Origin of the sequence: Diplocloster modestus (assembly GCF_019042245.1) — a bacterium.
GTDB classification, from domain to species: domain Bacteria; phylum Bacillota; class Clostridia; order Lachnospirales; family Lachnospiraceae; genus Diplocloster; species Diplocloster modestus.
Genome location: NZ_JAHQCX010000009.1, coordinates 1 through 22,072, shown reverse-complemented (window position 1 = coordinate 22,072; position 22,072 = coordinate 1). Strand labels below are relative to the sequence as shown.

The following is a 22,072-nucleotide window of genomic DNA, read 5'->3' as shown; positions in this document are numbered from 1 at the left end:
AAAATTATACAATGATACAAATATTCAAATGGTTGATTCTACTCAGCATCGGATATTGTGGCTTTGGATAATTTGTTTTGAGTCTGATGAAACCTATGCCGTACGTACATTCACAGCTTTTAATTTTCTGCTGTCCTTAGGATCGGTTTCTGTATCGTAAGTAACCTTCTGTCCGTCTTCCAGGCTTTTGAAACCATCAGATACAATAGCGGAAAAATGTACAAATACATCTTCTCCACCATTATCGTCGGTGATAAATCCAAATCCTTTTTGTGAGTTAAACCATTTTACCGTACCGTTATTCATTGACAGTACCTCCATTTTTGTATTTGTATCAATTTTATAAAAATTGACCGGCATTTGTAAATCATCAAAAGAATGACTTACAAATACCGGCCAGCTTTCAGATTCAAATTGATTACCGGATTACTATAACACAAAGGCTTTGAGATGTCAACATATTGTCACATTTTTTATATATACGTTTTCTTTCGTAAATTATTCAAGAGCGCTGCTGATCTTTTCTTTTGCCTGGTCTAAAGATATATGAAATATCACGGAATACTCCGCCGACAGCAGCTCCTCCACTTTGTGTAAATAGCGGTCATCGTTCATATTCAGTTTCTTCCCATTTAAAATCTTGCGGTTCTGCGCGATGCTGATCCCCTTGTACATCCGAAAGCACCGGGAGCATTCACAGGATTTTAATATACTGCCGAATTCCTTATCTCTTATTTTATCATCTTCATTATATACACCCACCATAGCCGGCAGCTCTGTCAGGTATTCTTCCGCCTCGTCCCTGGACACGATCGTTCTCATATATGCCTTATTATCTTTCGTCTTTACGTAGATCGTCCGGCCCATGTCGCAGACCGGCTGCATCGTATAGTACTGGATATCCGTATGGAGAAATTCCGGTACGCCGATATCTTTTATCGTACACACACCGCCGTTTTCATAAACTATCACATCGTTAATTTGAAACATTTACATCCCTACTTTCTGTTACTCAAAAAGAAAAAGGCTATTTCAACAACCTTTCGGATTATCGAAATAGCCAGCTGCTTCTTTATTATAACACATTTTTCGCAGAAATGCTAATCTTTCCTTTTAGGCACACATCCCATGCACAAATTCTGCGCAGTTAGTATCCTGCATCTACTTCAAAACTTCAATCTTGGTCGCCACCAGATTGCCTTCCATATCTTCCAGGTTACCGCCTGTATAAGTCACTTTGACTTTATCGCCAACCTTTGCTGTAACATCGCCTTCCAGCCCGAATACATAAGCATTTGAATCGTCTTCCGTAGCCACTGTGATCAGCATACCCTGTTTTACTTCATCCACAATACCGGTAAAGGTTTTCTCCTCCTGCGCTTCGGCTCCCTCTGTCTGACCGTCAGTGGTGTTGGTGTCTGCTGTTTCTCCCTGCGTAGGGACTGCCGATTCCGGAGCCTTTGCAGCTTCCGGTGCTGCGGCCGGGGCCTCGGTCTGCTGCGGGTTCTCTGTGCCTTTATTGTCATCTTTGGAACCACAGGCTGTGATCCCTCCAACCATTAACATCGTGATTCCTAAAACTGCGATTAATTTCTTCATAATATCGTCTCCTTTTTTACCTGCTTTTTTTGTTTACAAATATTAGACGATATAGATCCGAAAAAAGTTTCAATTATTTTTTAAAATAATTCTAATTGATCCGATCTGAGATCCAGCATAACCTTCGTACCTACTCCAACCTTAGATTCTATGCGGATTTTGTGGCCCAGCTGGTCCGCCGCTTTTTTACACAGATATAAGCCGATTCCCGTTGATTTTTTGTCCATGCGCCCATTATATCCAGTGAATCCACGCTCGAAAATGCGGTATACATCCTCTTCCCGGATTCCGATACCGGTATCCTGAATAACCAGCGTATTCTCCTTGTCCGGCTCCATATAGAAGCGGATTCCGCCCTGATTCGTATATTTCAGAGCATTGGAGAGAAGCTGCTCCAGAATCAGGGACAGCCATTTCTCATCTGTAAGAACTTTGCCGTACACCCCTTCAATATCTATGGTAAGTTTCTTATTGATAAAGATAACCGAATATTTCTTTACAGTCTGGCGGACCAGTTTCTTAAGGTCATATTCTCTTAATTCCAGATCATTTTCCATATGATCCAGGCGGACATATTGCAGAGCCAGTTCCACATACTGTTCGATCTTAAATACTTCCTGCTCCAGTTCCCCCTGCTCTCTTAAGTTTCCCTCTAACTGCAGCAAAAGCTTCAGGGCCGACAGGGGCGTCTTAATCTGATGCGCCCACATCATATAGTATTCCCGGCTGTCCGTATATTTCTGATCGCTCTGGGTGACTAAATCCTTATTGATTCTCATCATACGTTCCAGAATATCCTGATAGTCCTGTTCCAAAATATCAGCAGCTGCCGGCAGCTGCCTTAGTTCAGGGTGAGGCAGATCGGAGAATTCCGTCAGGCACTGATGTTTTTTCAGAAAATGGCAGTAGTCCACCCCGGCCGCGATCAGCAGGAATGCGGCGCCCAGCTGCAGGCTGTACAGATAAATGTCCATTGGGATGTCTGCCAGAAAATAGACGATACCAAAAATAATTAAAATAACCGCCATACAGACGATACTTTTCACCCGTGCCCTGATATAAGCCCAGAATATCATTGTTGTTCTCCCACCATATATCCAATCCCTTTTTTCGTTGCGATAAAATCAATCAGTCCGATCTCATCCAGTTTCTTGCGCAGCCGGTTGACGTTCACCGTCAGCGTATTATCATCGATAAAGCAGTCATCGTTCCAGAGCTTCTTCATAAGGTCTTCCCTGGACACCACATTCCCCTTCTGGGACATGAGAACTTCCAGAATCCGAAAATCATTTTTCGTCAGTTCCGTTTTCTGCCCCTCAAAGGTTAGGCTGGCATCTCCAAGATTCAAAACCGCTCCCCGGTGTTCCAGAATATTCACCTGTCCCTGAAAAGAATAAGTCCTGCGAAGCATGGCCTGAATCTTCGCAACGACCACATCCAAATCAAAAGGCTTCGCGATGAAGTCATCCCCTCCCATATTTACCGCCATAATAATATTCATATTATCACTGGCGGAAGACAGGAAGATGACGGGTACTTTGGAAATACTGCGTATCTGCGAACACCAGTGATATCCGTTATAAAACGGCAGCACGATGTCCATCAGAACCAGCTGAGGATCAAATGCAGTAAAAATTTCCATAACCCGGTCAAAATCATCCACGGCCCTTGCCTCATATCCCCATTTACACAAATGCCCCGTCAGCGTATCCGCTATCGTTTTATCATCTTCTACAATCAGTATCCGGTACAAGGCTATCCCTCCCTGCAAGTCTCTTAACTATTTTTCTGTTGGTTTCTGTTCTCCCTATATGCGGTTGCTCTATTTTCCAGCCCGCACGCTGACAATCTCCCCTCTCACTCAGACAATCTCTCCTCCGTTTGGATGGAGAATCTGTCCTGTCATATATCTGGACTCATCCGAAGCCAGAAATACATAGGAAGCGGCGATCTCAAACGGCTGTGCTGCCCGGCCCATGGGAACTCCCGACGTACCGCTTCCAAAGGTTTCCACCTCTTCGGCAGAATAAGACGCCGGGATCAGCGGTGTCCATACCGGACCGGGAGCCACAGCATTTACCCTGATTCCCTGTTTTACCAGGGACAGCGCCAAAGATCTTGTCAGCGAAACAACCGCCCCTTTTGAGGCACTGTAATCCAGCAGCCTGGGCCCCCCTGTAAAGGCGGTCACTGATGCCGTATTGATGATCACCCCGCCGCTTTTCATCTTAGGAAGCGCCGCCTGTATCATATAAAAATACGAAAAGACATTCGTCCGAAACGTCAGCTCCAACTGCTGCTTACTGATTTCCAGTATGCTGTTTTTTAAAAACTGAACGGCAATGTTATTCACCAGAATATCAATGGATCCAAACCGTTCCATGGCAGTCTCGGCCACCATCGCCGCCACCTCCGGGCGTCCCAGGTCTCCCGCCGCCAGCTCGCATTGACCGCCTGTCTCTTCGATCAGCTGTTTTGTCCTCTGCGCATCCTGGTGTTCATCCAGATACGCGATCAGCACCCGGGCCCCTTCCGCTGCATAGGCATATGCAACCGCCCGTCCGATTCCGCTGTCCCCTCCTGTGATCACCGCCGTCCGTCCTTCCAGACGCCGGCATCCACGCTCCCCGAACGGCGCAGATATCGGCGGAGGGCTCATCAGATACTCAAAACCGGGCTGGCTCTCCTGATGCTGCGGAGGAAATGTCTTGTGTACGATCTCACATACTTCTTTACTGCCCATATAATCATAGACCGGATACATTCTTCTCATCCTTTTCCAAAACATTCTATAGATTATATGCGCCTGATTTATCAAATACCAACGATCAATCTCATTACATTCCACATTCCGCTGAAAATTCCCTGCTGCACAAAATTCAGCGGTATGGACAAAACGCCCACAAATAGTAGGACAATCAATAAAATAGAGCCGTAACGCTCATATCTCATATATTTAAAATAAATCCTGGAAGGCAATACCGCCCCCAGAACCTTGGATCCGTCCAGAGGGGGGATCGGGATGAGGTTAAAACTGCCCAGGCCAATATTGATAATCGCGATATACTGAAACAGATTAAAAAAATACTGCGTCACTTTTCCGCCATATCCTCCAGTCGCCCGATAGAGGATACCCATTCCCAGCACCCCCGCAAAAGCCACCAGGAAATTCATAATCGGTCCCGCCAGGGCCGTGACCGCCATCCCAGCCTTTGGATTCTTATAATACCTGGGATTCACCTGAACCGGCTTCGCCCAGCCGAAATGAAATACCAGCAGACACAAAGTCCCGATCAGATCCAGATGATGAAACGGATTCAGCGACAGTCTTCCATCGCTTTTCGGCGTCGGGTCCCCCAGCTTATAGGAGACGAATCCATGCGCAAACTCGTGAAGTGATACCGCCAGCAAAACTGCCGGCAGTGTATAGACCAATGCAAAAAGCAGTTCCGCAGGACTGCTGATCAATCCTCTCATAATTCCTTATTTCCTCCTTTATCCCTCTTATGCCGCTTTATAAGCTCCCAATTACCTGTACGTTCACATCGGGACAGTTCGTAATCACTTCTTCCACCCCATAGGAGGCCAGTCATACCCGGCAGAACTCTACTGTCCATTCCGGTCCAAAACCCATCTGATACTTTTCACAAAAGCTGCCCTGGCTGACCGCCAGCGCGATCCTCATCAATTCGTTCGTGTAGATTACCGTACTTCCTTTATCCACATATCCGAAGCTCTTCTCAAACCGAACCGTCTCTTTCAGCACTACATTTCCATCATGGCAAACCGTCATCCTGACATGGTCATCATAATGGAACCCTGCCCGCTCAAACGCATCGAAAGGGATATTCGTCCAGAGATTGCCGAAGTTCGGGTCATCAATCTCAAAGATTCCTCTCACACTGCCCTGTTCCGTCACCGGTTCCAGAATCGGGTGCTCCACGATCTCCTCCACCGGATACTCTGGTCCCACACCTTCAAAATCGATCACTCCGCTCCCCAGCCTGGCTGCCGTATAACCGAACAGATCCCGTCCGTGGAACACACTGGTTCCCTCCGTTCCCTTCCCTTTCAAACGGTTCACCGTCTCATCAATCTCCCTCACCGCTTCGATTCCGATGCACTTCTTCACATGCGTCAAAGAACCGTTATCCGGACTCACTACATAATATCCGTCCACGGTCCGGGCCACACAGGCCTTTCTCCCGGTACCAACCCCAGGATCCACCACTGATACATAGATCGTCCCCTCCGGCCAAAACTGCAGGCTCTGATACAATCGGTAACTGGCGCTCCACGTGTCGAACTTGGGCAGTTCATGGGAGCCATCCATAATCTCTAACTCCCTGTCCACACTTTTCACCACGCCATACATGGAGGAAACAGCTCCCTCCTTATAAGTAAAATCCGTCTGAAAAACCAGAATCGGCTTCATAATATCGTACTCCTCTCTGATAAACCTATTTTTCCTAGCATACCCCATCCTCTGCAAAACTTCAATCCCAGATCCGGCGCTCTTGGCAGGCGTATCATCATCAAACAGGAAGTTCGACCGTAAAAGTGGTGATTCCCTGCCTGCTTTCGGCGGTAATATTGCCCCCGTGGGCAACTATAATTTCTTTTGCGATAGCCAGTCCCAGGCCCGCGCCTCCGGTATCGCTGGAGCGGGCGGAATCCAGACGGTAAAATTTCTCGAATATGGCCTCCAGTTTAGCAGCCGGTATGGTCTTTCCCCGGTTGGAGAACAGGACGATGATGCAGGATTCTTCCCGGCGGGCGTGGATATCGATCATACTGCCGGGCTCGCTGTAGGCGACAGCGTTTTTTAAAATGTTATTAAATACACGGGCTAGCTTATCCGGGTCTCCGGATACGGTAAGATTATCTTCCACATCCAGTACCGCGGTTCTCCCGCCTTCCTCCAGCATCGGATAGAACTCGTCAGCCATCTGTGCCAGCATGAAGCTTAAGTTAATCGGCTCTTTGTTCAGCACCATAGCCTGCAGGTTGAAGCGGGTGATCTCGAAGAACTCATTGATCAGCTGTTCCAGTCGGTATGCCTTTTCCAGGGTCACGGAGACATATTTCTCCCGCTGTTCTTCCGGCATGTCTTTTGCCTCGTCCAGAAGGCTTAGATATCCAATGACGGAAGTCAGCGGTGTCTTAATATCATGGGCCAGATAGACCACCAGATCATTCTTTCTCTGTTCGCTTTCCAGGGCATCCTGTTCCCGCTTTTCTAATTTCTGCTTTACGTCGTTTAAATGTTTTTCCATAAAATCCAGTTCCGGCGAGAGCTGGATCTCTTCTTTGGATTCTTCCGCCAGCTGTTCCACACCTGCGCTGATCTCTTTAAAATAATGCATGAATTTTGTCATGGCATAATAGAACATCAGAAGCAGCAAAAGACTTAAACCCGCCATCATATAGAAGGTCTTGTTGGCCCGGAAGATCGCCTGGTAGATACCGACCGCTCCATAATAGTCCAGGTGGAACAGCCGCTGGCACAGCGCGACGAAACCTTCCGCGAAGGGTTCCTGCAGAATTCCATCGATCAGGATATACTGAAGAAGGGCCCCTATTACTATGGCGCCCACTCCGATTAAAAATATTTGAAATAAGATTTTCCGTTTCAGCCTGCCGAATTCTTTATTCAATCTTATATCCTACTCCCCACACAGTTTTAATATATTTCGGGTGATCGGAAGAATCCTTCATCTTTTCCCTGAGATGACGGATATGTACCATTACAGTATTATTGCTGTTGCCAAAATACTTCTCTCCCCATACCTGCTGGAAGAGGTCCTCGGAGCTGACCACCTTACCCCGGTTTTCACACAGGACCCACAGGATCGAAAATTCCGTGGGAGTAAGGGAAAGGGAACGCTCATTTAACTGGCATTCATGTTTTTCTTTATTTAAGACCAGCCCGGAAAATGCCAGGATGTTTTCATCCATTTCCGGCTGCATGGTATTATATTTTGTAAATCTGCGGAGCTGTGCCTTCACGCGGGCGATGAGCTCCAACGGCCGGAAAGGCTTTGTGATATAGTCATCCGCCCCCAACGTCAGGCCGGTAATCTTGTCCAGTTCGTCGTCCTTCGCCGTCAGCATTATGACCGGAAAATTATATTTCTCCCGGATCTTACGGCAGATGGTAAACCCATCGATATCAGGCAGCATAACGTCCAGAATCGCCAGATCCAGCGTTTCCTTTTCAGTACACGCTAATGCCTCCTGCCCATTATAAAACTTAAATACCCGGTAATCCTCATTCTGAAGATAGACCTCGATAAAGTCCGCAATTTCTCTCTCATCATCCACAACCAGTATATTTGTTTTTTCCATTACACTCACCATCCTCTTTTACCCACTATTCCTATTTTAACAGATTCCCTGACTGTTTTTGTTACCAAATACTTGCATTATTCTTAAACTTTCCTTAAATTTCTATCTGTTCAATCATTCATCTACAAGCCCAAAATCAAATTCAATACCTCTTCACTAGGGTATCATTATACAACAGAACTACGCAATTGTCATCCCGCGATTTGTTCCTGCCATTCTCATCCAAAAGACCATAGAACCGAATCCTTTACCAGGGCAGGATCCGGCAGGGCGCATACAGGAAGCGGCGGTGGGATGGAGCCGGCAGACGTTGGCTGCTAAATGCTTGTGGGCCAACATCAGGATATCTTGTGGATGAGGAAAAAGATATTATAATGTTGGCCCGATGCATTTAGCGGTCTACGCCTGCCGGCTCCATCCCGCCGCCGCTTCCTGTTTGCGCCCTGCCGGGTCCCGGCCCCTATAAAGCCCCCCTTACTGACTATAAGTCCCGGACTTAGTAAACTTATCCCCCATATTGAAGGAAGCGATACTGGTTTCCCCAAAAGGCTGGATTACATAGAAGGTATTACCGATGTAAGCTCCGCGCAGTTTTCCGCTTTCGTTTTCTTCCTCGCTGTAGACAAGTCTGTTGATAAATCCTTTTTCCGGATCGTAGGAAAAGACCAGATAGTCGATTACAGAATCTCCTTTTCGATTGCCATATCCAGCAAAGCCAAAAATATTTTTTTCCGGATCGATAAGCATTTCTTTATAATTGTACCACGCATCTGCATAATTATAGTCTTGCAATACATATTTATGCACCTCCACTACATTCTCCGGATCGGAGATATCAAACATGGACAGTTTTAGCCCCAGATGATTGCCTGTTTTCGGATCGGTCTCTTCCCCCAGCCCCAGGAGCAGATGGTCGCTGTAGAAATGCAGATAGTTGGAGAAGCCTGTCACTTTCAGCTCGCCCATCACTTTCGGGTTCTCGGGATCGGACAGATCTACTGAAAACAGAGGGTCTGTCTCACGATAGGTTACAAAGTATCCGGTGTCACCGAAAAATCTGGCAGAATAGATCTGTTCCCCTTTGGCCAGACCTTTGATCTCTCCGATGGTTTCCAGATTTTCATCCAGCACATAGAGTTCATTGGTTGAATTCATTGCTTTGCTGTCATAGGCCGTGGTCACGATCCTTAGATTCCCTTTGTATTCATCCATGGAGAAGGAATTATTGAGATTTCCTCTGATGACTCCTACCGCGGATGGTGTGATCTGACCGTTCGCATAATTTAATTTGAGTATCTCGGTTTTGTTCGTGTCATATCCGTAGCCCTGTGCTTCCGCAATGTAAATGTTTTCTGTGCTGGCATAATAGTGCTGCCCATTTGTCACTACGGTCTTGGCATCGCTGATCTGGCCGGGCTTGCGCAGGTCGATTCCGGATACCACCAGATAGGAGCTGTCCTGTATATATTCCGGAAGATAGATGCAATCCGCGGTCAGCAGTTTTCCGTTTACGGCTGGGATATAACCGTCATACTGTGCGGGATAGGCCGGAAGTTCATCTTTATAATAGTTGGTAAATAAATAGAGATAGTTCCCGTTCCGCCGGGATGTCTCGTAGTATCCATCCTGGGTGACCGACCCGATCTCGCTTGGCATGCTTCGGTCCCGGATATCATAGGTGACGGCTATCGTCTGGTTCGACAGCACTGTCCGATAGACATCGTCCGAGGTGTTTTGCTCCAGGGAAGCCTGGGAGGAAGATCCGATAATCGTCAGCGTATCTCCCGTCACATAGAATTCATAGATCGAATCCATTTTTTGTGTCATGGACAATTCTGCAGTCTTTGTCATCTGGGATCCATCCGCACGGACGATCTGAAATGTGTTGTCCAGCGTATCCGCGATATAGAGATACTGGCCGTCATTCTTAATAATATCTCCTTCATCAACCGCACGGACCTGAAGATTTGTGGTGGAAAACCCCCGATCATCCTGAACATTGGCTGCCGCTTCATACTTGGCCGCACCTTGGACAGCGGATTCCTCCGCCCCTCCGGCCATGCCATCCGCAGCACCGGCTGCGCCGTCGTAATCCATCCCCAGATCCGAAGCTGCCTCTTTTACCTGCTGCACCTGCTGTTTTTTTGCATTTAACACTTTCTCATACAGATCTTCATAGCTGTCCGGAGTGGGAATCGGTGAGTCCACCGCTTTAGCGTCTGCTTTCGATCCGGCTGCGCTATCCGCCGCTGCAGCTGGAGCTGCCGCACCGGCGGAAGTGGCGTCCCTGGCCATCTGCGCACTCTCCGGTCCGCTTTTTTGTGTATTTCCGCCGAGCCATACAGCGGCTACCACAACCAGGCAGGCCGCGGCGGCCATTCCGTATTGGTAAATATGTCTGTGTACTTTTTTACCTTTACTTGTTGAATTAATAATATTATCGACCGCTTCCGGCCTCAGATGCGCGGGTATTTCCACATCTTCGGCCGCGCGTCTGATCTGTTCCAGCATTTTTTTCTCGTCCATAGCCAGATTCCTCCTTTCTACGACTCCAGTTTTTTCTTCAGCTTCGCTAAAGCACGGCTTTGTCTGGACCGTACGGTATTATCATTCATATGTAGAATCCTTCCGATCTCCTTGCTGGTATATCCGCCGAATACGGCCATGGATACGATCAGCCTCTCATCATCCGCCAATTGTGAAAAAGCCGTATGCATGTCATAACCGGTGGCATAATCCGCCTCCGGCAGCGGCAGAGTCTCGTCCAAAGGAAGTGTTTTCCCCACATATTCTTTTAATTTCCTCTTGCATTTATTTGATAATATTTTGAAAATCCATCCCTGAAAAGCTTCCTCACTGCGCAGTCGGTGGATTCCCCGGTAGGCATCGATCACCGTCTCACTGACCACATCCTCAGCGTCCTGGGGATGTTTCAGCGTATAATAAGCGAAGCGGTACAAATCCTTGTATACCGATTCGTATAATTCGGCGAATGCGGCCGCATCCGATGCCTTAGCCTGCTTTACGATTTCGGGATTAATCTCCATATGTTCACCCCCGCTTCTTCCGTATATACTTTAAGTGTACCCGATCTGCGTTTCTGTTGCATCTATTTTCTAAATTTTTATATCGCACCTTGCTCCACTTCTTCCATAAGTAGTATACTAATTACAATAAACCGTAACAAAGGAGGAGGGATCCGCCGTGTGGATTTTGTTTGCCTTTGCATCCGCATTATTTGCCGGAATCACAGCAATCTTAGCCAAATGCGGTATCAAAAATACAGATTCCAATGTAGCTACTGCGCTGCGAACCTGCGTTGTTCTGATTTTTTCCTGGATCATGGTTTTCATTGCCGGGGTGCAGGCAGATATCACCCGTCTCAGTAATAAAACACTTATTTTTCTGATCCTGTCCGGCATCGCCACCGGTGCATCGTGGTTATGTTATTTTAAAGCACTGCAGCTGGGCGATTTGAATAAGGTCACACCCATCGATAAATGCAGCACCATACTAACCATGCTGATGGCCTTTCTCCTGCTGGGGGAGCCTATCACACCTATGAAGGGCTTCTGCATGCTCCTGATCGCAGCAGGCACCTATCTGATGACCAAAAAACAGTACCACAGCCGGGATTCCGCCAATGATCCTGTCAAAAACCACAGCTGGATCCTTTTTGCCTCTGGCTCCGCCGTCTTTGCCAGTCTTACCTCCATCTTGGGCAAAATCGGTATCGAAGGCGTGGATTCCACCCTGGGAACCGCCATACGAACCGTTGTCGTTTTGATCATGGCGTGGATTGTGGTTTTCGTAACGAATAAGCAGCATACGATCCGGCGAATTGACAAAAAAAGCTGGATCTTCCTGATTCTGTCCGGTTTTGCAACCGGCGGCTCCTGGCTTTGCTACTATCGCGCGCTGCAAACTGGTTTTGCCAGTGTGGTCGTCCCCATTGATAAATTGAGTATCCTGGTTACTATCGCTTTCTCCTACTTTGTATTCAAAGAACGATTGAACAGGAAATCGGCGGCCGGACTGGTTATGATCACTGTGGGTACGCTTCTGCTGCTGATTTGAATTTCATGAATATTGGGGAGAAATATTTTTATAAAATTTTATTGACAAATCCTGGATTTGCAAATATACTAAATTAAAAATAGAACAGTGAAACCGTTGAGTAAGAGGAGTAGATATCTGTAGTTTGGTTTCAGAGAGTCTTCGGTTGGTGTGAGAAGATAACCAGATGGATGTTGAATGGACTTATGAGGTCGGGAAGAACGATACGATAGTATCCAGTAATGCCCGACGGGAATTCCGCCCGTTATCCATGGAACAGACATATTCGTGTCTGAAGCGAGCGGATGATTCATCATCAAACCGGGTGGTACCGCAGAAGCATATTACAAGCTTTTGTCCCTGTAAAACAGAGGACATGGGCTTTTTTTATTTCTATGAGCACTTAGTGCCTGTATTTTAGGCACTTACGTGCGATGCATGAAAAATAGTCAGCGAGGCTTTTTCGAGCGCTACTATTTTTTATTTCATAGGAAAGAGCTCTTATAAAACAAAAAACGCTCCGCATATTGCGGCGGATTTCACGTAATTGGAACAATGAAACTCCAGGTTTATCTGGAACAACAATGTAACTTAAACATGAAAGGAGTTTTTATTATGGCAAAAGTACCGCACAGACTTTATTTAACTGAGGAGCAGATGCCCAAACAATGGTATAATCTAAGGGCTGATATGAAGGAACAGCCGGACCCGATCCTGAATCCCGCCACTTTTAAACCGGTGACAGAAGAGGATCTGTATCCTGTATTCTGCGAGAAGCTGGCCCACCAGGAGCTGGACGGTGAAACCCGCTATATCGATATCCCGGAAGAAATCCAGGATTTCTATAAAATGTACCGCCCTTCTCCTCTGATCCGGGCGTATAATCTGGAAAAAGCGCTGGATACCCCGGCAAAAATCTATTATAAGTTCGAGGGGAATAATACTTCCGGAAGCCATAAACTGAATTCAGCCATCGCCCAGGCTTATTATGCCAAGGAACAGGGGCTGAAAGGGCTGACGACCGAGACCGGAGCCGGCCAGTGGGGAACCGCGCTGGCGGAAGCCTGCTCTTATTATCATCTTCCTCTGACCGTATATATGGTAAAATGCTCTTACGAGCAGAAACCATTCCGCAAATCGGTGATCGAAACCTTTGACGCAAGCATTATCCCAAGCCCCAGTGATACCACCAACGTGGGCCGGGCGATTTTAAAAGAGCATCCCGATACAACCGGCAGCCTGGGATGTGCGATCTCCGAGGCGGTGGAAAAAGCAGTCTCCACTCCCGGTTATAAATATGTTCTGGGTTCCGTTCTGAACCAGGTGCTGCTCCATCAGTCCATCATCGGGCTGGAGAGCAAAATGGCAATGGAAATGCTGGATGAGTATCCGGATGTGGTCATCGGCTGTGCCGGCGGCGGTTCCAATCTGGGCGGCCTTATTGCACCTTTTATGCAGGATAAACTGCTGGGTAAAACCAACCCCCGCTTCATTGCAGTGGAGCCCGCCTCCTGCCCTTCTCTGACCAGGGGACGTTATGCCTATGATTTCTGTGATACCGGCCGGGTAACCCCTATGGCCCGCATGTATACACTGGGCTGCGATTTTATTCCTTCCGCCAACCACGCCGGAGGCCTCCGCTACCATGGCATGTCTCCGATTCTCTCAAAACTGTATCATGACGGTTATATGGATGCTATTTCCGTGGAACAGACAAAGGTGTTCGAAGCTGCCACCTTCTTCGCCAAACAGGAAACGATCCTCCCTGCACCGGAATCCGCACACGCGATCTATGGAGCTATGGAGGAAGCTAAGAAATGTAAAGAGACCGGGGAAGCCAAGACTATTCTGTTCGGCCTTACCGGAACAGGTTACTTCGATATGATGGCTTACTCCGCTTACTTAAATAAATCCATGAATGACTACATCCCTACGGATGAGGAATTAGAACCGGGCTTTGCGGGCCTTCCGAAAATACCAGGTATTCAGGAATAAGTATTTTTCCAGAAATTTAATATTTAGAGCCGCCGGAACAGAAATTTTGATCTATTCTGTCCCAGCGTCTCTATCTCATTCAATAGGTAAGGCTCTTCTATTTTTATAATCTGACTGCGATTAAAACGGCCTTAACCGCTTCTATTCCCACGGCAGGTCACTGTGTTCGATCTTCTTATCCCGGATCATCAGATCCCTCACCGCTTCTGCGGCAGGTTTACCGTCAAACAGGACCTGATTGACCTGCTCGATGATCGGCATCTCGACCTGGTATTTCTGGGCCAGCCCTACAGCAGCTTTGGCAGAGTAGACGCCTTCCACCACCATCTTCACCTCATCCATAGCGGCCTGCATCGTATAACCCTGTCCGATTAAAAATCCCGCTCTGCGGTTCCGGCTGTGCTTGCTGGCACAGGTGACGATCAGATCACCGATTCCGCTCAATCCAGAGAAAGTCTCCAGTTTTCCACCCATCTTCATGCCAAGTCTCGCGATCTCTGTCATTCCACGGGTAATAAGTGCGGCTTTGGTGTTATCGCCATATCCAAGGCCATCCGCGATACCGGCGGCCAGGGCGATTACATTTTTCAACGCGCCTCCCAGCTCGATCCCAAGCATATCCGGGCTTGTATAGACTCGGAACGCTTCGTTCATAAAGATATTCTGAAGGTATTCCGCCGTTTTTCTGGTGTGGGCTCCTATGACACAGGTGGTAGGGAGCCCCCGCCCCACTTCCTCCGCATGGCTTGGCCCGGAAAGTACCGCTACATCCGCCTGGGGAATTTCTTCCTCGATAATATCGCTTAAGGTAAACAGCGTCTTTTCTTCGATCCCTTTGGCCACATTGACGATCCGCTGCCCTTCGGACACATAGATACTCATGGAATGAGCCGTACTTCTGGTATATACGGAAGGCACCGCCAGTACCAGCACCTCTCTGTCCATAACCGCCTGCTTCAGGTCACCGGTAATCCGGATACTCTCCGGCAGATGTACCCCCGGAAGCTTATCCCTATGCTCCCTGTTATTCTTAAGCATCTCCACTTCCGCCGGAATGATCGACCAGATCGTCAACTCATGTCCGCTGCGATTTAACATCCATGCTAAAGCTGTTCCCCAGCTTCCTGCTCCGATGATACTAATTTTTGCCATATGAAACCTTCCCTTCCATATTTTATACTCCCTGCTCCCCTCTCCCCGCAGATCCGGTAATCTTTAGTTCTTTTTGCTAAGATAGGTTTTATTTTCCGTACCGTGAATCAGTCTCTTAATATTCTCTCTATGCCGCCAGACCGCCAATAATGTCAGAAACGCACCCACTATGTATAATTCGATCCGATGTGCCTCACTCATGCCAAACCAGCCCATCTGGCCGAAAACGATCAGTTCAACTAAAAATCCGGTTACAACCAGCAAAGAACCAACCGATACATATTTGGTAATTCCATAACCCAGCGCGAAAGTGACCAGGCCGATTCCGGCCATGGGCAGGTTAAAGGCAACAATCAGGCCCCCTGTGGCTGCGATCCCCTTACCGCCCTTAAATTTCAAATAAAACGGATAGTTATGCCCCAGCACAACGCCGGCGCCGGTATACAGGTTCAGAAGCGGCATGATATCCGCCTGGGAATTGTGGAACAGCAGCCAAGTGGCAACGACTGCCACCACACATTTAAACGCGTCTCCCAGCAGGGTAATGGCCCCGGCCTTTTTTCCCAGAGTCCGAAGCGCGTTGGTTGTGCCGGCATTGCCGCTGCCGTGCTGCCTGATATCAATGCCATGAGCCTTTCCATAAAAATAACCGGTCTGGAACAGACCGAACAGATAGCCGATCACCACACAGATAATTCTCACACCCATTACTGATCCTTCTCCTTCCTCTCTCTGATAAAGAACTTCAGGGACGTTCCCCGGAACCCAAAAGCTTCCCGGATTTTATTTTCCAGATACCGCTGATAGGAAAAATGCATCAGTTCCTTGTCGTTGACAAAGATGACAAAAGTCGGAGGCTTCACTGATACCTGAGTCATATAATATAGTTTCAGTCTCTTCCCTTTATCCGAAGGCGGCTGCTGCAAGGCGACCGCCTCAGTCATAATCTCATTTAATACTCCGGTGGATACGCGCAGCGAATGGTTTTCAATCACCACATCAATCATCTCAAACAGTTTCGGCAGACGCTGCCCGGTCTGCGCAGAGATAAACAGGATTTCCGCATAGGACATAAAAGCCAGCACTTCACGGATCCGGTTGGTATATTCATAGATGGTCTTATCGTTCTTCTCCACCGCATCCCATTTGTTCACAGCAATGATGATACCTTTTCCCCGTTCATGGGCAATACCAGCGATCTTAGCATCCTGCTCCGTGACCCCTTCGGTGGCGTCAATCACCAGGATCACCACATCCGCCCGCTCCACAGCCGTAACCGCCCGGATAATGCTGTAGCGCTCCAGTTCTTCTTTGATCTTGTTCTTTCTTCTAAGCCCTGCCGTATCGATAAACACATAAGGTTTCCCTTCCCAGGTCACCTCCGTATCCACGGCGTCCCGGGTGGTGCCCGCGATGTCAGAGACCAGAAGGCGCTTTTCCCCAAGCAGTTTATTGATCAGAGAGGATTTTCCCACGTTGGGCTTTCCTACTATCGCGATCCTGGGCCGCTCATCTTCCTCCTGCTCTAACTGCTCGGGCGTAAAATGGCCGACCACAGCATCCAGCATATCCCCGATTCCAAGCCTGGAAGCGCCGGACACCGGCATCGGTTCCCCGATCCCCAGATTATAAAACTCATAGACATCCGGCAGAAACTTATCAAAATTATCCACTTTATTGACAGCCAGAACCACCGGTTTGTGGGAGCGCCGGAGCATATCCGCCACCTTCGCATCCGCATCCACCAGTCCCTGGCGCACATCCGTCAGAAAAATAATCACATCCGCCGTATCGATGGCGATCTGTGCCTGCTCCCGCATCTGGGAAAGAATGATATCCTTGCTCTCCGGCTCGATTCCGCCGGTATCGATCAGGGTAAAATGATAGTCCAGCCAATTTACATCCGCATAAATTCTATCTCTGGTTACGCCGGGCGTATCCTTTACGATCGCTATATTATCCCCTGCCAGAACATTAAACAGGGTCGATTTGCCCACATTGGGCCGGCCTACAATGGCCACAACCGGTTTACTCATAACTTCCTCCATTCATAGGGTCTGTCCTTATAATACTCCGGACGAGATCCGCTCCGCTTGATTGTACAATATCTATCGGCACTTGTAAAGTCTCCGAAAGCTCCTGTCTGGTGATATCATCCAGGAAAACCTCTTCCCCGCTGCGAAACATGTTACAGGGCAGAAGCAGCCGTTCGCCCAGTTCCCGCCCGAGCAGCTGATTTTTTAAATCCCGACCCGTAAGTAGTCCGGATACGGTAATCTTTCCTCCAAAAAATTCATTCTTAATCGAATACAGATCTACCTGCACTCCCGGGAATTTATGCTGAATCTGTGCCATAATTTCCTTTAAATAATCCTGAATCAGCTCCCCGCTGGCGACGGATACATGAACCCTCCGGTCGTCTCCGGCCATGGTTTCCAGTTCCTCCCGCACCTCATTAAGCAGCAGCCTTACCATGCCAACCCCGTTCTCCAGCTGTAGATAGCCATCATAAGCCTCTTCCTCCGGTATCGGCTCCCCGGCCATAATATACCATTCATCCCCCGCGTGGATAAAATGTACTCCATGTTCCCGGTAAATCTTCTCCTGCCACCTGCGAATCACGCCCAGCACCTCTTTGGCATCTTCTTTAGAAAAGGATGTAAGCGGCGCAAGCCCATCCCGGAAGCGCGTAAGGCCGACCGGAACAATCGACACGCTTTGCAGACAGGGCAGATACCCCGTCATTTTTTCAATCGTATATTCCAGCTCTTCGCCGTCATTAAGCCCCTTGCAGAGCACGATCTGCCCATTCATCTGAATCCCGGCCTCATACAGCCTCTCAAGCTTCGCTAACGCCTCTCCGGCAAAACGGTTATTCAGCAATTTACACCTAAGGTCCGGATTCATCGTATGAATTGACACATTAATCGGCTCCATGCGGTAGCGGATAATTCGGTCCAGATCATGATCGCTCATATTCGTCAGTGTCACATAATTCCCCTGCAAAAACGACAAACGGCTGTCATCATCCTTAAAGTACAGGGTCTCCCGCATATTCGGCGGCATCTGGTCGACAAAACAGAACACACATTTATTCCGGCAGGACCGGTACTCATCCATCAGGCCATTTTCAAAAACGATACCCAGATCCTCGTCCTCATCCTTCTCGATCTCCAGCTCCCATTCTTCTCCGTCAGCCTTCTCGACCAATACCGTCAGTTCTTCCTCTTCAATCATATACTGATAATCAAATACATCTCCGATCTCCTGTCCATTCACACTGATCAGAAGATCTCCCGGTTCCAGCTCCAGCTCCTCAGCGATACTTCCCGGAACAAGCTGATAAATCTTGTGGCCCCGTTTTTTATCTTTCATGTTTACCTCCAGTGGTGCAATTACTGCGTCTTACATATCTATTCATTATAGCATATCCATTCCGTCAGACAATAAACAAGCCGATGACAGCCTTCCACCCCGACATACAAAATCCTCTGAACTCAGAACGCATCCGCTGTACTGGGTTAAGAGGATCGTTGTTTAAATCCGCCGTCCTAATCTCCTGACCGGTGATTTATTTTCTAAATGAGATCGCTTCCATGGCCTTCTCCAGATCCTCATACTGCTCCAGCAGTTTTTTCTGAGACTGGACAATCTCCGCATATTTCTTATGACTTTCCCGCACGGAGGTCTGCTGATTCTCAATCATCGCGCGCATCATACGGACCCGGTCCTCCACTTCAGACTCCGTTTTCTTTGCCGACTCATTCGCCTCCAGCACGATCTGCCTGGCCTTGGTCTGTGCCTCCCGGTTCACCTGATCCGCAGCGCTATGCGCCGCGTCCATCAGTGATTTAACCTTTTCCTGCGCTTTCTCCATGTAATCCTGCTCTTTTTTCTTCGACATGGCCAACGCTTTTTTTAAAAGCAGCTGATTTTTCTTATCTTCCTCCTGCTGAGCCTTCAGCTCATCAATCCGGGCCTCCAGTGCTGCCTTTTCACTGACCAAACCATCAATCTGTGTCTGAAGAGCGCTTAAACCTGCCTTATATTCTTTTTCTTCCTCTTCCATGGAAGCAATAATCTCATCCAGGAACTGATCCACTTCGATGGGGGAATATCCTTTCATCTTGCGGTCAAACTCTTTTTTCAATATCTTCTGCGCTGTAATTTTCATAAAAGCCGTCCATCCTCCCGATCCCGTCTTTTCATTCGGTTATCTCTATTTTCAACATTTTTATATCTATCTTCTACTATAATAAGAAAAATAAGGAAAACTGTCAATAATCTGAGAATAATATCTTTTTATTTGCTATTCTTTCAAGGAATAGCAATAGAGAAAATGCCTGTCCCCGGAAGTTGACTCGAATAAGCCGACATCCGGGGACAGGCACCTTTCTCCCTTAGTATCTTACCGTTTTGCTTTTCTGCCGAAAGGAGCCAGTCCCCTCGCAGTTACTGAGGCATATGTACCTTCTGTTCAAAAGAATTCTTCACGATAGCCCGGCCTTCTTCCAGGGATGAAATATAGCCCAGAGCCTTTAACTGCATAACTACGTTGCCCAGAACAGAGCCTTCCGTAGGTCCGGCCACGACTTTTTTACCGGTCTGCTTCGCAGTCAGTTCACACAGCAGCTGATCCTGGATACCGCCGCCCACCATATTGATGCAGGAGATGGTTTTCCCGGTCAAGAGTTCCAGATCTTCGATGGTCTTCTTATATTCATAGGTCAGGCCGTTGTAGATCGCCATGGCGATCTCTCCTAAGCCTTCCGGTGTTCCCTGTCCGTGATCTTCACAGTATCCGATTACTTCCTTCATCATATTGTAAGGAGCGTTGAATCTGGGATCATTGGGGTTGATGTGGAAATCCTGGCGTTTGGCTGCTTTGGCGGCTGCGATAATGTCAGGGAAAGATACCTCTCCCTCGAACTCACACCAGTTCCTGCGCAGGTTCTGCATTACCCACAAACCGTTGATGTTTTTCAGATAACGGATCTTGCCTTCCACACCGCCTTCGTTGGTGTAGTTATATTCGTAGGATTCTTTTGTCAGGATAGGCTCATCCAGTTCCATTCCCAGCAGGGACCAGGTACCGCAGCTTAAGAATGCGGCGTCTCTGTCCTCAAAAGGCGTTCCGGCTACCGCGGACGCTGTATCATGACTGCCAACCGCAATCATTTTCACACCGGATATACCGGTTTCATCTACCACCTGTTCACTCAGATCTCCGATGATGGTGCCGGGAGCTACCATCTCGCAGAATAATTCCGGACGGATTCCCACTTTTTTCAACAGATCCACGTCCAGTATTCTGTTCTTGGCATCCAGCACCTGGCCGGTACTGAGTTCCGTATATTCGTTATATTTCTTTCCGGTAAGGAAATAGCCAAACATATCGGGCATCAGCAGGATTTTATCTGCTTTTTCGTATATGTCGGGTCTCATCTGCATATCTGCATACAGCTGGAAAATCGTGTTGAAATTCATGAACTGAATTCCCGTGGTGCCATATAATTCTTCCAGCGGAACGATCTTGCCGACCTCTTCTATGGCATGTTCCGTGCGGTCGTCCCTGTAGTGGATCGGATTACCGATCACATTTCCCTCTTTGTCCAACAGACAATAGTCTACGCCCCAGGTGTCGATTCCCATACTCTTTATCGGGATTTTTCTGGCTGCGGCTTTTTTCAGTCCTGTTTTCAGTTCGTGATACATCCGGAAGGTATCCCAATAGAAAACCTTTCCCACCCATACCGGCTCATTGTAAAAACGGTGTAATTCCTCCAGTTCAATTTTTCCATCCTGGAATTTGCTTAAAATCATTCTCCCGCTGGAAGCTCCAAAATCAAATGCCAAATTGTAAATAGGTTCGCTCATTGTACATATCTCTCCTTTTCTTTATTTCAGCCGTGCTTTTGTTTCTGCAGTAAGTGGGTAGTTATAGCTGCACAGCTAATGGCCTGTATGGTTTTATTCATCTCCACAGGTGACCAGCCGGATGCCTTTGTCGATCAGAATTCGTCTCCATTCTTCATCCAGCTTGTCGGTGACCAGTGTGTCACCGGATTTTAAATCAGTCGTACGGACAAAGGATGCCCGGTTGAACTTACTGCTGTCCATTGCCAAAAAGGTCTGTGTTGCGCAGCGGCGCATGGCCCGTTTGATTTCCGCCTCTTCTTCGTTGGATTCTGTCACACCCCGTTTCAGATCCAATCCTTTACAAGAAATGATGGCGATATCAGCATTGTAATTTTCCAATGTGCGTTCCGCGCTTTTTCCAACCAGAGACAGGGACGCGTCCCTTAAGACCCCTCCCGTTGAAATTACTTTGATTCCCTCCTGACCGGATAATTCGATCAGAACTTCGACTGCGTTGGTGATTACCGTCAGCTTTTTTAATTTTTTTAACTTCTTGGCAATCATCAGGGAGGTGGAGGAGGCGTCTAACATCAGGCTGTCCCCTTCTTCGATCATATCGGCCACTCTCGATGCGATCTTTTCCTTTTCTTCCTGATTATTCTTTTCCCGGATGCGAAGCGGCAAATCCAGATTCGTGTTAGAGTTCAACACCGCACCACCATACGTCTTTTTTACAAACCCTTCCTTCTCCAGTTTCTCCAGATCCCGGCGGATGGTCTCTTCCGTAACGTTATAGCGCTGACTTAATTCGGTCACCAGAACCCTTTGCTCTTTTTGCAGGGTTGCCAATATTTCGTTTTTCCGTTCGATGGCAAGCATTTGCGGCCCTCCCCTTTTGTTCTTGTTGTATTTTATGGTATTATAACATATTTCCACTGATATTTATAGTGTTTTTTTGTTATTTTCTTTATTTTTTCCTGTCTATGGTTACTATTCACGGCCAATGTCAGTTAGTTAAGGATAAACATATGGGATAATAGAATAAATATCCCACTTTGTTTGA

21 protein-coding genes and 1 other annotated feature are annotated in these 22,072 nt (G+C 47.7%); of the genes, 2 read left to right on the top strand and 19 right to left on the bottom strand.

Translation table 11 applies throughout. The features are described from left to right. Positions 1 to 93: 93 nt before the first annotated feature. The 12 genes from KTH90_RS13675 to KTH90_RS13620 all read right to left on the bottom strand — a co-directional run bounded on the left by KTH90_RS13675 (position 94) and on the right by KTH90_RS13620 (position 10,994). Positions 94 to 306, bottom strand: coding sequence for a cold-shock protein (locus KTH90_RS13675; protein WP_158353720.1), 213 nt, complete (start codon positions 304 to 306; stop codon positions 94 to 96). A gap of 192 nt (positions 307 to 498) precedes the next feature. Then, entirely contained in the window at positions 499 to 990 is a 492-nt protein-coding gene (locus tag KTH90_RS13670; RefSeq protein WP_158353718.1) for a CarD family transcriptional regulator, read from the bottom strand. Between the two features lie 171 nt (positions 991 to 1,161). After that, on the bottom strand, positions 1,162 to 1,599 hold the full coding sequence (locus tag KTH90_RS13665; RefSeq protein ID WP_158353716.1) for a hypothetical protein: 438 nt from the start codon (positions 1,597 to 1,599) through the stop codon (positions 1,162 to 1,164). 80 nt (positions 1,600 to 1,679) lie between these two features. Beyond that, positions 1,680 to 2,675 (bottom strand): sensor histidine kinase, encoded by a 996-nt coding sequence (locus KTH90_RS13660; RefSeq protein WP_158353714.1) that lies wholly within the window; start codon positions 2,673 to 2,675, stop codon positions 1,680 to 1,682. Then, positions 2,672 to 3,352, bottom strand: a complete 681-nt coding sequence (locus tag KTH90_RS13655; RefSeq protein ID WP_158353712.1) for a response regulator transcription factor — start codon at positions 3,350 to 3,352, stop codon at positions 2,672 to 2,674. The genes KTH90_RS13660 and KTH90_RS13655 overlap by 4 nt, the downstream gene beginning before the upstream one ends. Before the next feature lie 108 nt (positions 3,353 to 3,460). Further along, positions 3,461 to 4,372 carry a glucose 1-dehydrogenase gene (locus KTH90_RS13650; RefSeq protein WP_330656010.1) on the bottom strand — a complete coding sequence of 304 codons (912 nt, stop codon included), beginning with the start codon at positions 4,370 to 4,372 and terminating at the stop codon, positions 3,461 to 3,463. A gap of 41 nt (positions 4,373 to 4,413) precedes the next feature. Continuing rightward, positions 4,414 to 5,076: a site-2 protease family protein gene (locus KTH90_RS13645; protein WP_158353711.1), complete on the bottom strand. Its 663-nt coding sequence runs from the start codon at positions 5,074 to 5,076 to the stop codon at positions 4,414 to 4,416. A gap of 112 nt (positions 5,077 to 5,188) precedes the next feature. After that, positions 5,189 to 6,034 (bottom strand): SAM hydrolase/SAM-dependent halogenase family protein, encoded by an 846-nt coding sequence (locus KTH90_RS13640; protein WP_158353709.1) that lies wholly within the window; start codon positions 6,032 to 6,034, stop codon positions 5,189 to 5,191. Positions 6,035 to 6,134: 100 nt separating this feature from the next. Further along, on the bottom strand, positions 6,135 to 7,256 hold the full coding sequence (vanS, locus tag KTH90_RS13635) for a vancomycin resistance histidine kinase VanS (RefSeq protein ID WP_158353707.1): 1,122 nt from the start codon (positions 7,254 to 7,256) through the stop codon (positions 6,135 to 6,137). Beyond that, positions 7,249 to 7,947: a VanR-ABDEGLN family response regulator transcription factor gene (vanR, locus tag KTH90_RS13630; protein ID WP_158353705.1), complete on the bottom strand. Its 699-nt coding sequence runs from the start codon at positions 7,945 to 7,947 to the stop codon at positions 7,249 to 7,251. Before vanR ends, vanS begins: the two co-directional genes overlap by 8 nt. Positions 7,948 to 8,421: 474 nt before the next feature. Beyond that, entirely contained in the window at positions 8,422 to 10,473 is a 2,052-nt protein-coding gene (locus KTH90_RS13625) for a beta-propeller domain-containing protein (protein ID WP_158353703.1), read from the bottom strand. 17 nt (positions 10,474 to 10,490) lie between these two features. Further along, on the bottom strand, positions 10,491 to 10,994 hold the full coding sequence (locus tag KTH90_RS13620) for an RNA polymerase sigma factor (RefSeq protein ID WP_158353701.1): 504 nt from the start codon (positions 10,992 to 10,994) through the stop codon (positions 10,491 to 10,493). 157 nt (positions 10,995 to 11,151) lie between these two features. On the opposite strand from KTH90_RS13620, the gene KTH90_RS13615 reads away from it, so the two are divergent. Both KTH90_RS13615 and KTH90_RS13610 read left to right on the top strand, forming a co-directional pair. Next, entirely contained in the window at positions 11,152 to 12,024 is an 873-nt protein-coding gene (locus KTH90_RS13615) for an EamA family transporter (protein ID WP_158353699.1), read from the top strand. Positions 12,025 to 12,111: 87 nt separating this feature from the next. After that, positions 12,112 to 12,368, top strand: a binding site (T-box leader). Between the two features lie 250 nt (positions 12,369 to 12,618). Beyond that, positions 12,619 to 13,998, top strand: coding sequence for a TrpB-like pyridoxal phosphate-dependent enzyme (locus KTH90_RS13610; RefSeq protein WP_158353697.1), 1,380 nt, complete (start codon positions 12,619 to 12,621; stop codon positions 13,996 to 13,998). A 141-nt stretch (positions 13,999 to 14,139) separates the two neighbouring features. Here the strand turns inward: KTH90_RS13610 and KTH90_RS13605 are convergent, their stop codons facing one another. The 7 genes from KTH90_RS13605 to KTH90_RS13575 all read right to left on the bottom strand — a co-directional run bounded on the left by KTH90_RS13605 (position 14,140) and on the right by KTH90_RS13575 (position 21,888). Then, positions 14,140 to 15,150, bottom strand: a complete 1,011-nt coding sequence (locus KTH90_RS13605) for an NAD(P)H-dependent glycerol-3-phosphate dehydrogenase (RefSeq protein WP_158353695.1) — start codon at positions 15,148 to 15,150, stop codon at positions 14,140 to 14,142. A gap of 63 nt (positions 15,151 to 15,213) precedes the next feature. Further along, positions 15,214 to 15,858: a glycerol-3-phosphate 1-O-acyltransferase PlsY gene (gene plsY / locus KTH90_RS13600; protein ID WP_158353693.1), complete on the bottom strand. Its 645-nt coding sequence runs from the start codon at positions 15,856 to 15,858 to the stop codon at positions 15,214 to 15,216. Further along, positions 15,858 to 17,186, bottom strand: a complete 1,329-nt coding sequence (gene der / locus KTH90_RS13595; RefSeq protein ID WP_158353691.1) for a ribosome biogenesis GTPase Der — start codon at positions 17,184 to 17,186, stop codon at positions 15,858 to 15,860. Before der ends, plsY begins: the two co-directional genes overlap by 1 nt. Further along, entirely contained in the window at positions 17,179 to 18,525 is a 1,347-nt protein-coding gene (locus KTH90_RS13590) for a DUF512 domain-containing protein (protein WP_158353689.1), read from the bottom strand. The genes der and KTH90_RS13590 overlap by 8 nt, the downstream gene beginning before the upstream one ends. A 196-nt stretch (positions 18,526 to 18,721) precedes the next feature. Further along, positions 18,722 to 19,324 carry a DivIVA domain-containing protein gene (locus KTH90_RS13585; RefSeq protein ID WP_158353687.1) on the bottom strand — a complete coding sequence of 201 codons (603 nt, stop codon included), beginning with the start codon at positions 19,322 to 19,324 and terminating at the stop codon, positions 18,722 to 18,724. 278 nt (positions 19,325 to 19,602) lie between these two features. Next, the gene (locus KTH90_RS13580) at positions 19,603 to 21,027 is read right to left on the bottom strand and encodes a rhamnulokinase (protein ID WP_158353685.1); all 1,425 of its coding nucleotides are present in this window, start codon (positions 21,025 to 21,027) and stop codon (positions 19,603 to 19,605) included. A 93-nt stretch (positions 21,028 to 21,120) separates the two neighbouring features. Beyond that, positions 21,121 to 21,888, bottom strand: coding sequence for a DeoR/GlpR family DNA-binding transcription regulator (locus KTH90_RS13575; protein ID WP_158353683.1), 768 nt, complete (start codon positions 21,886 to 21,888; stop codon positions 21,121 to 21,123). Positions 21,889 to 22,072: the final 184 nt, after the last annotated feature.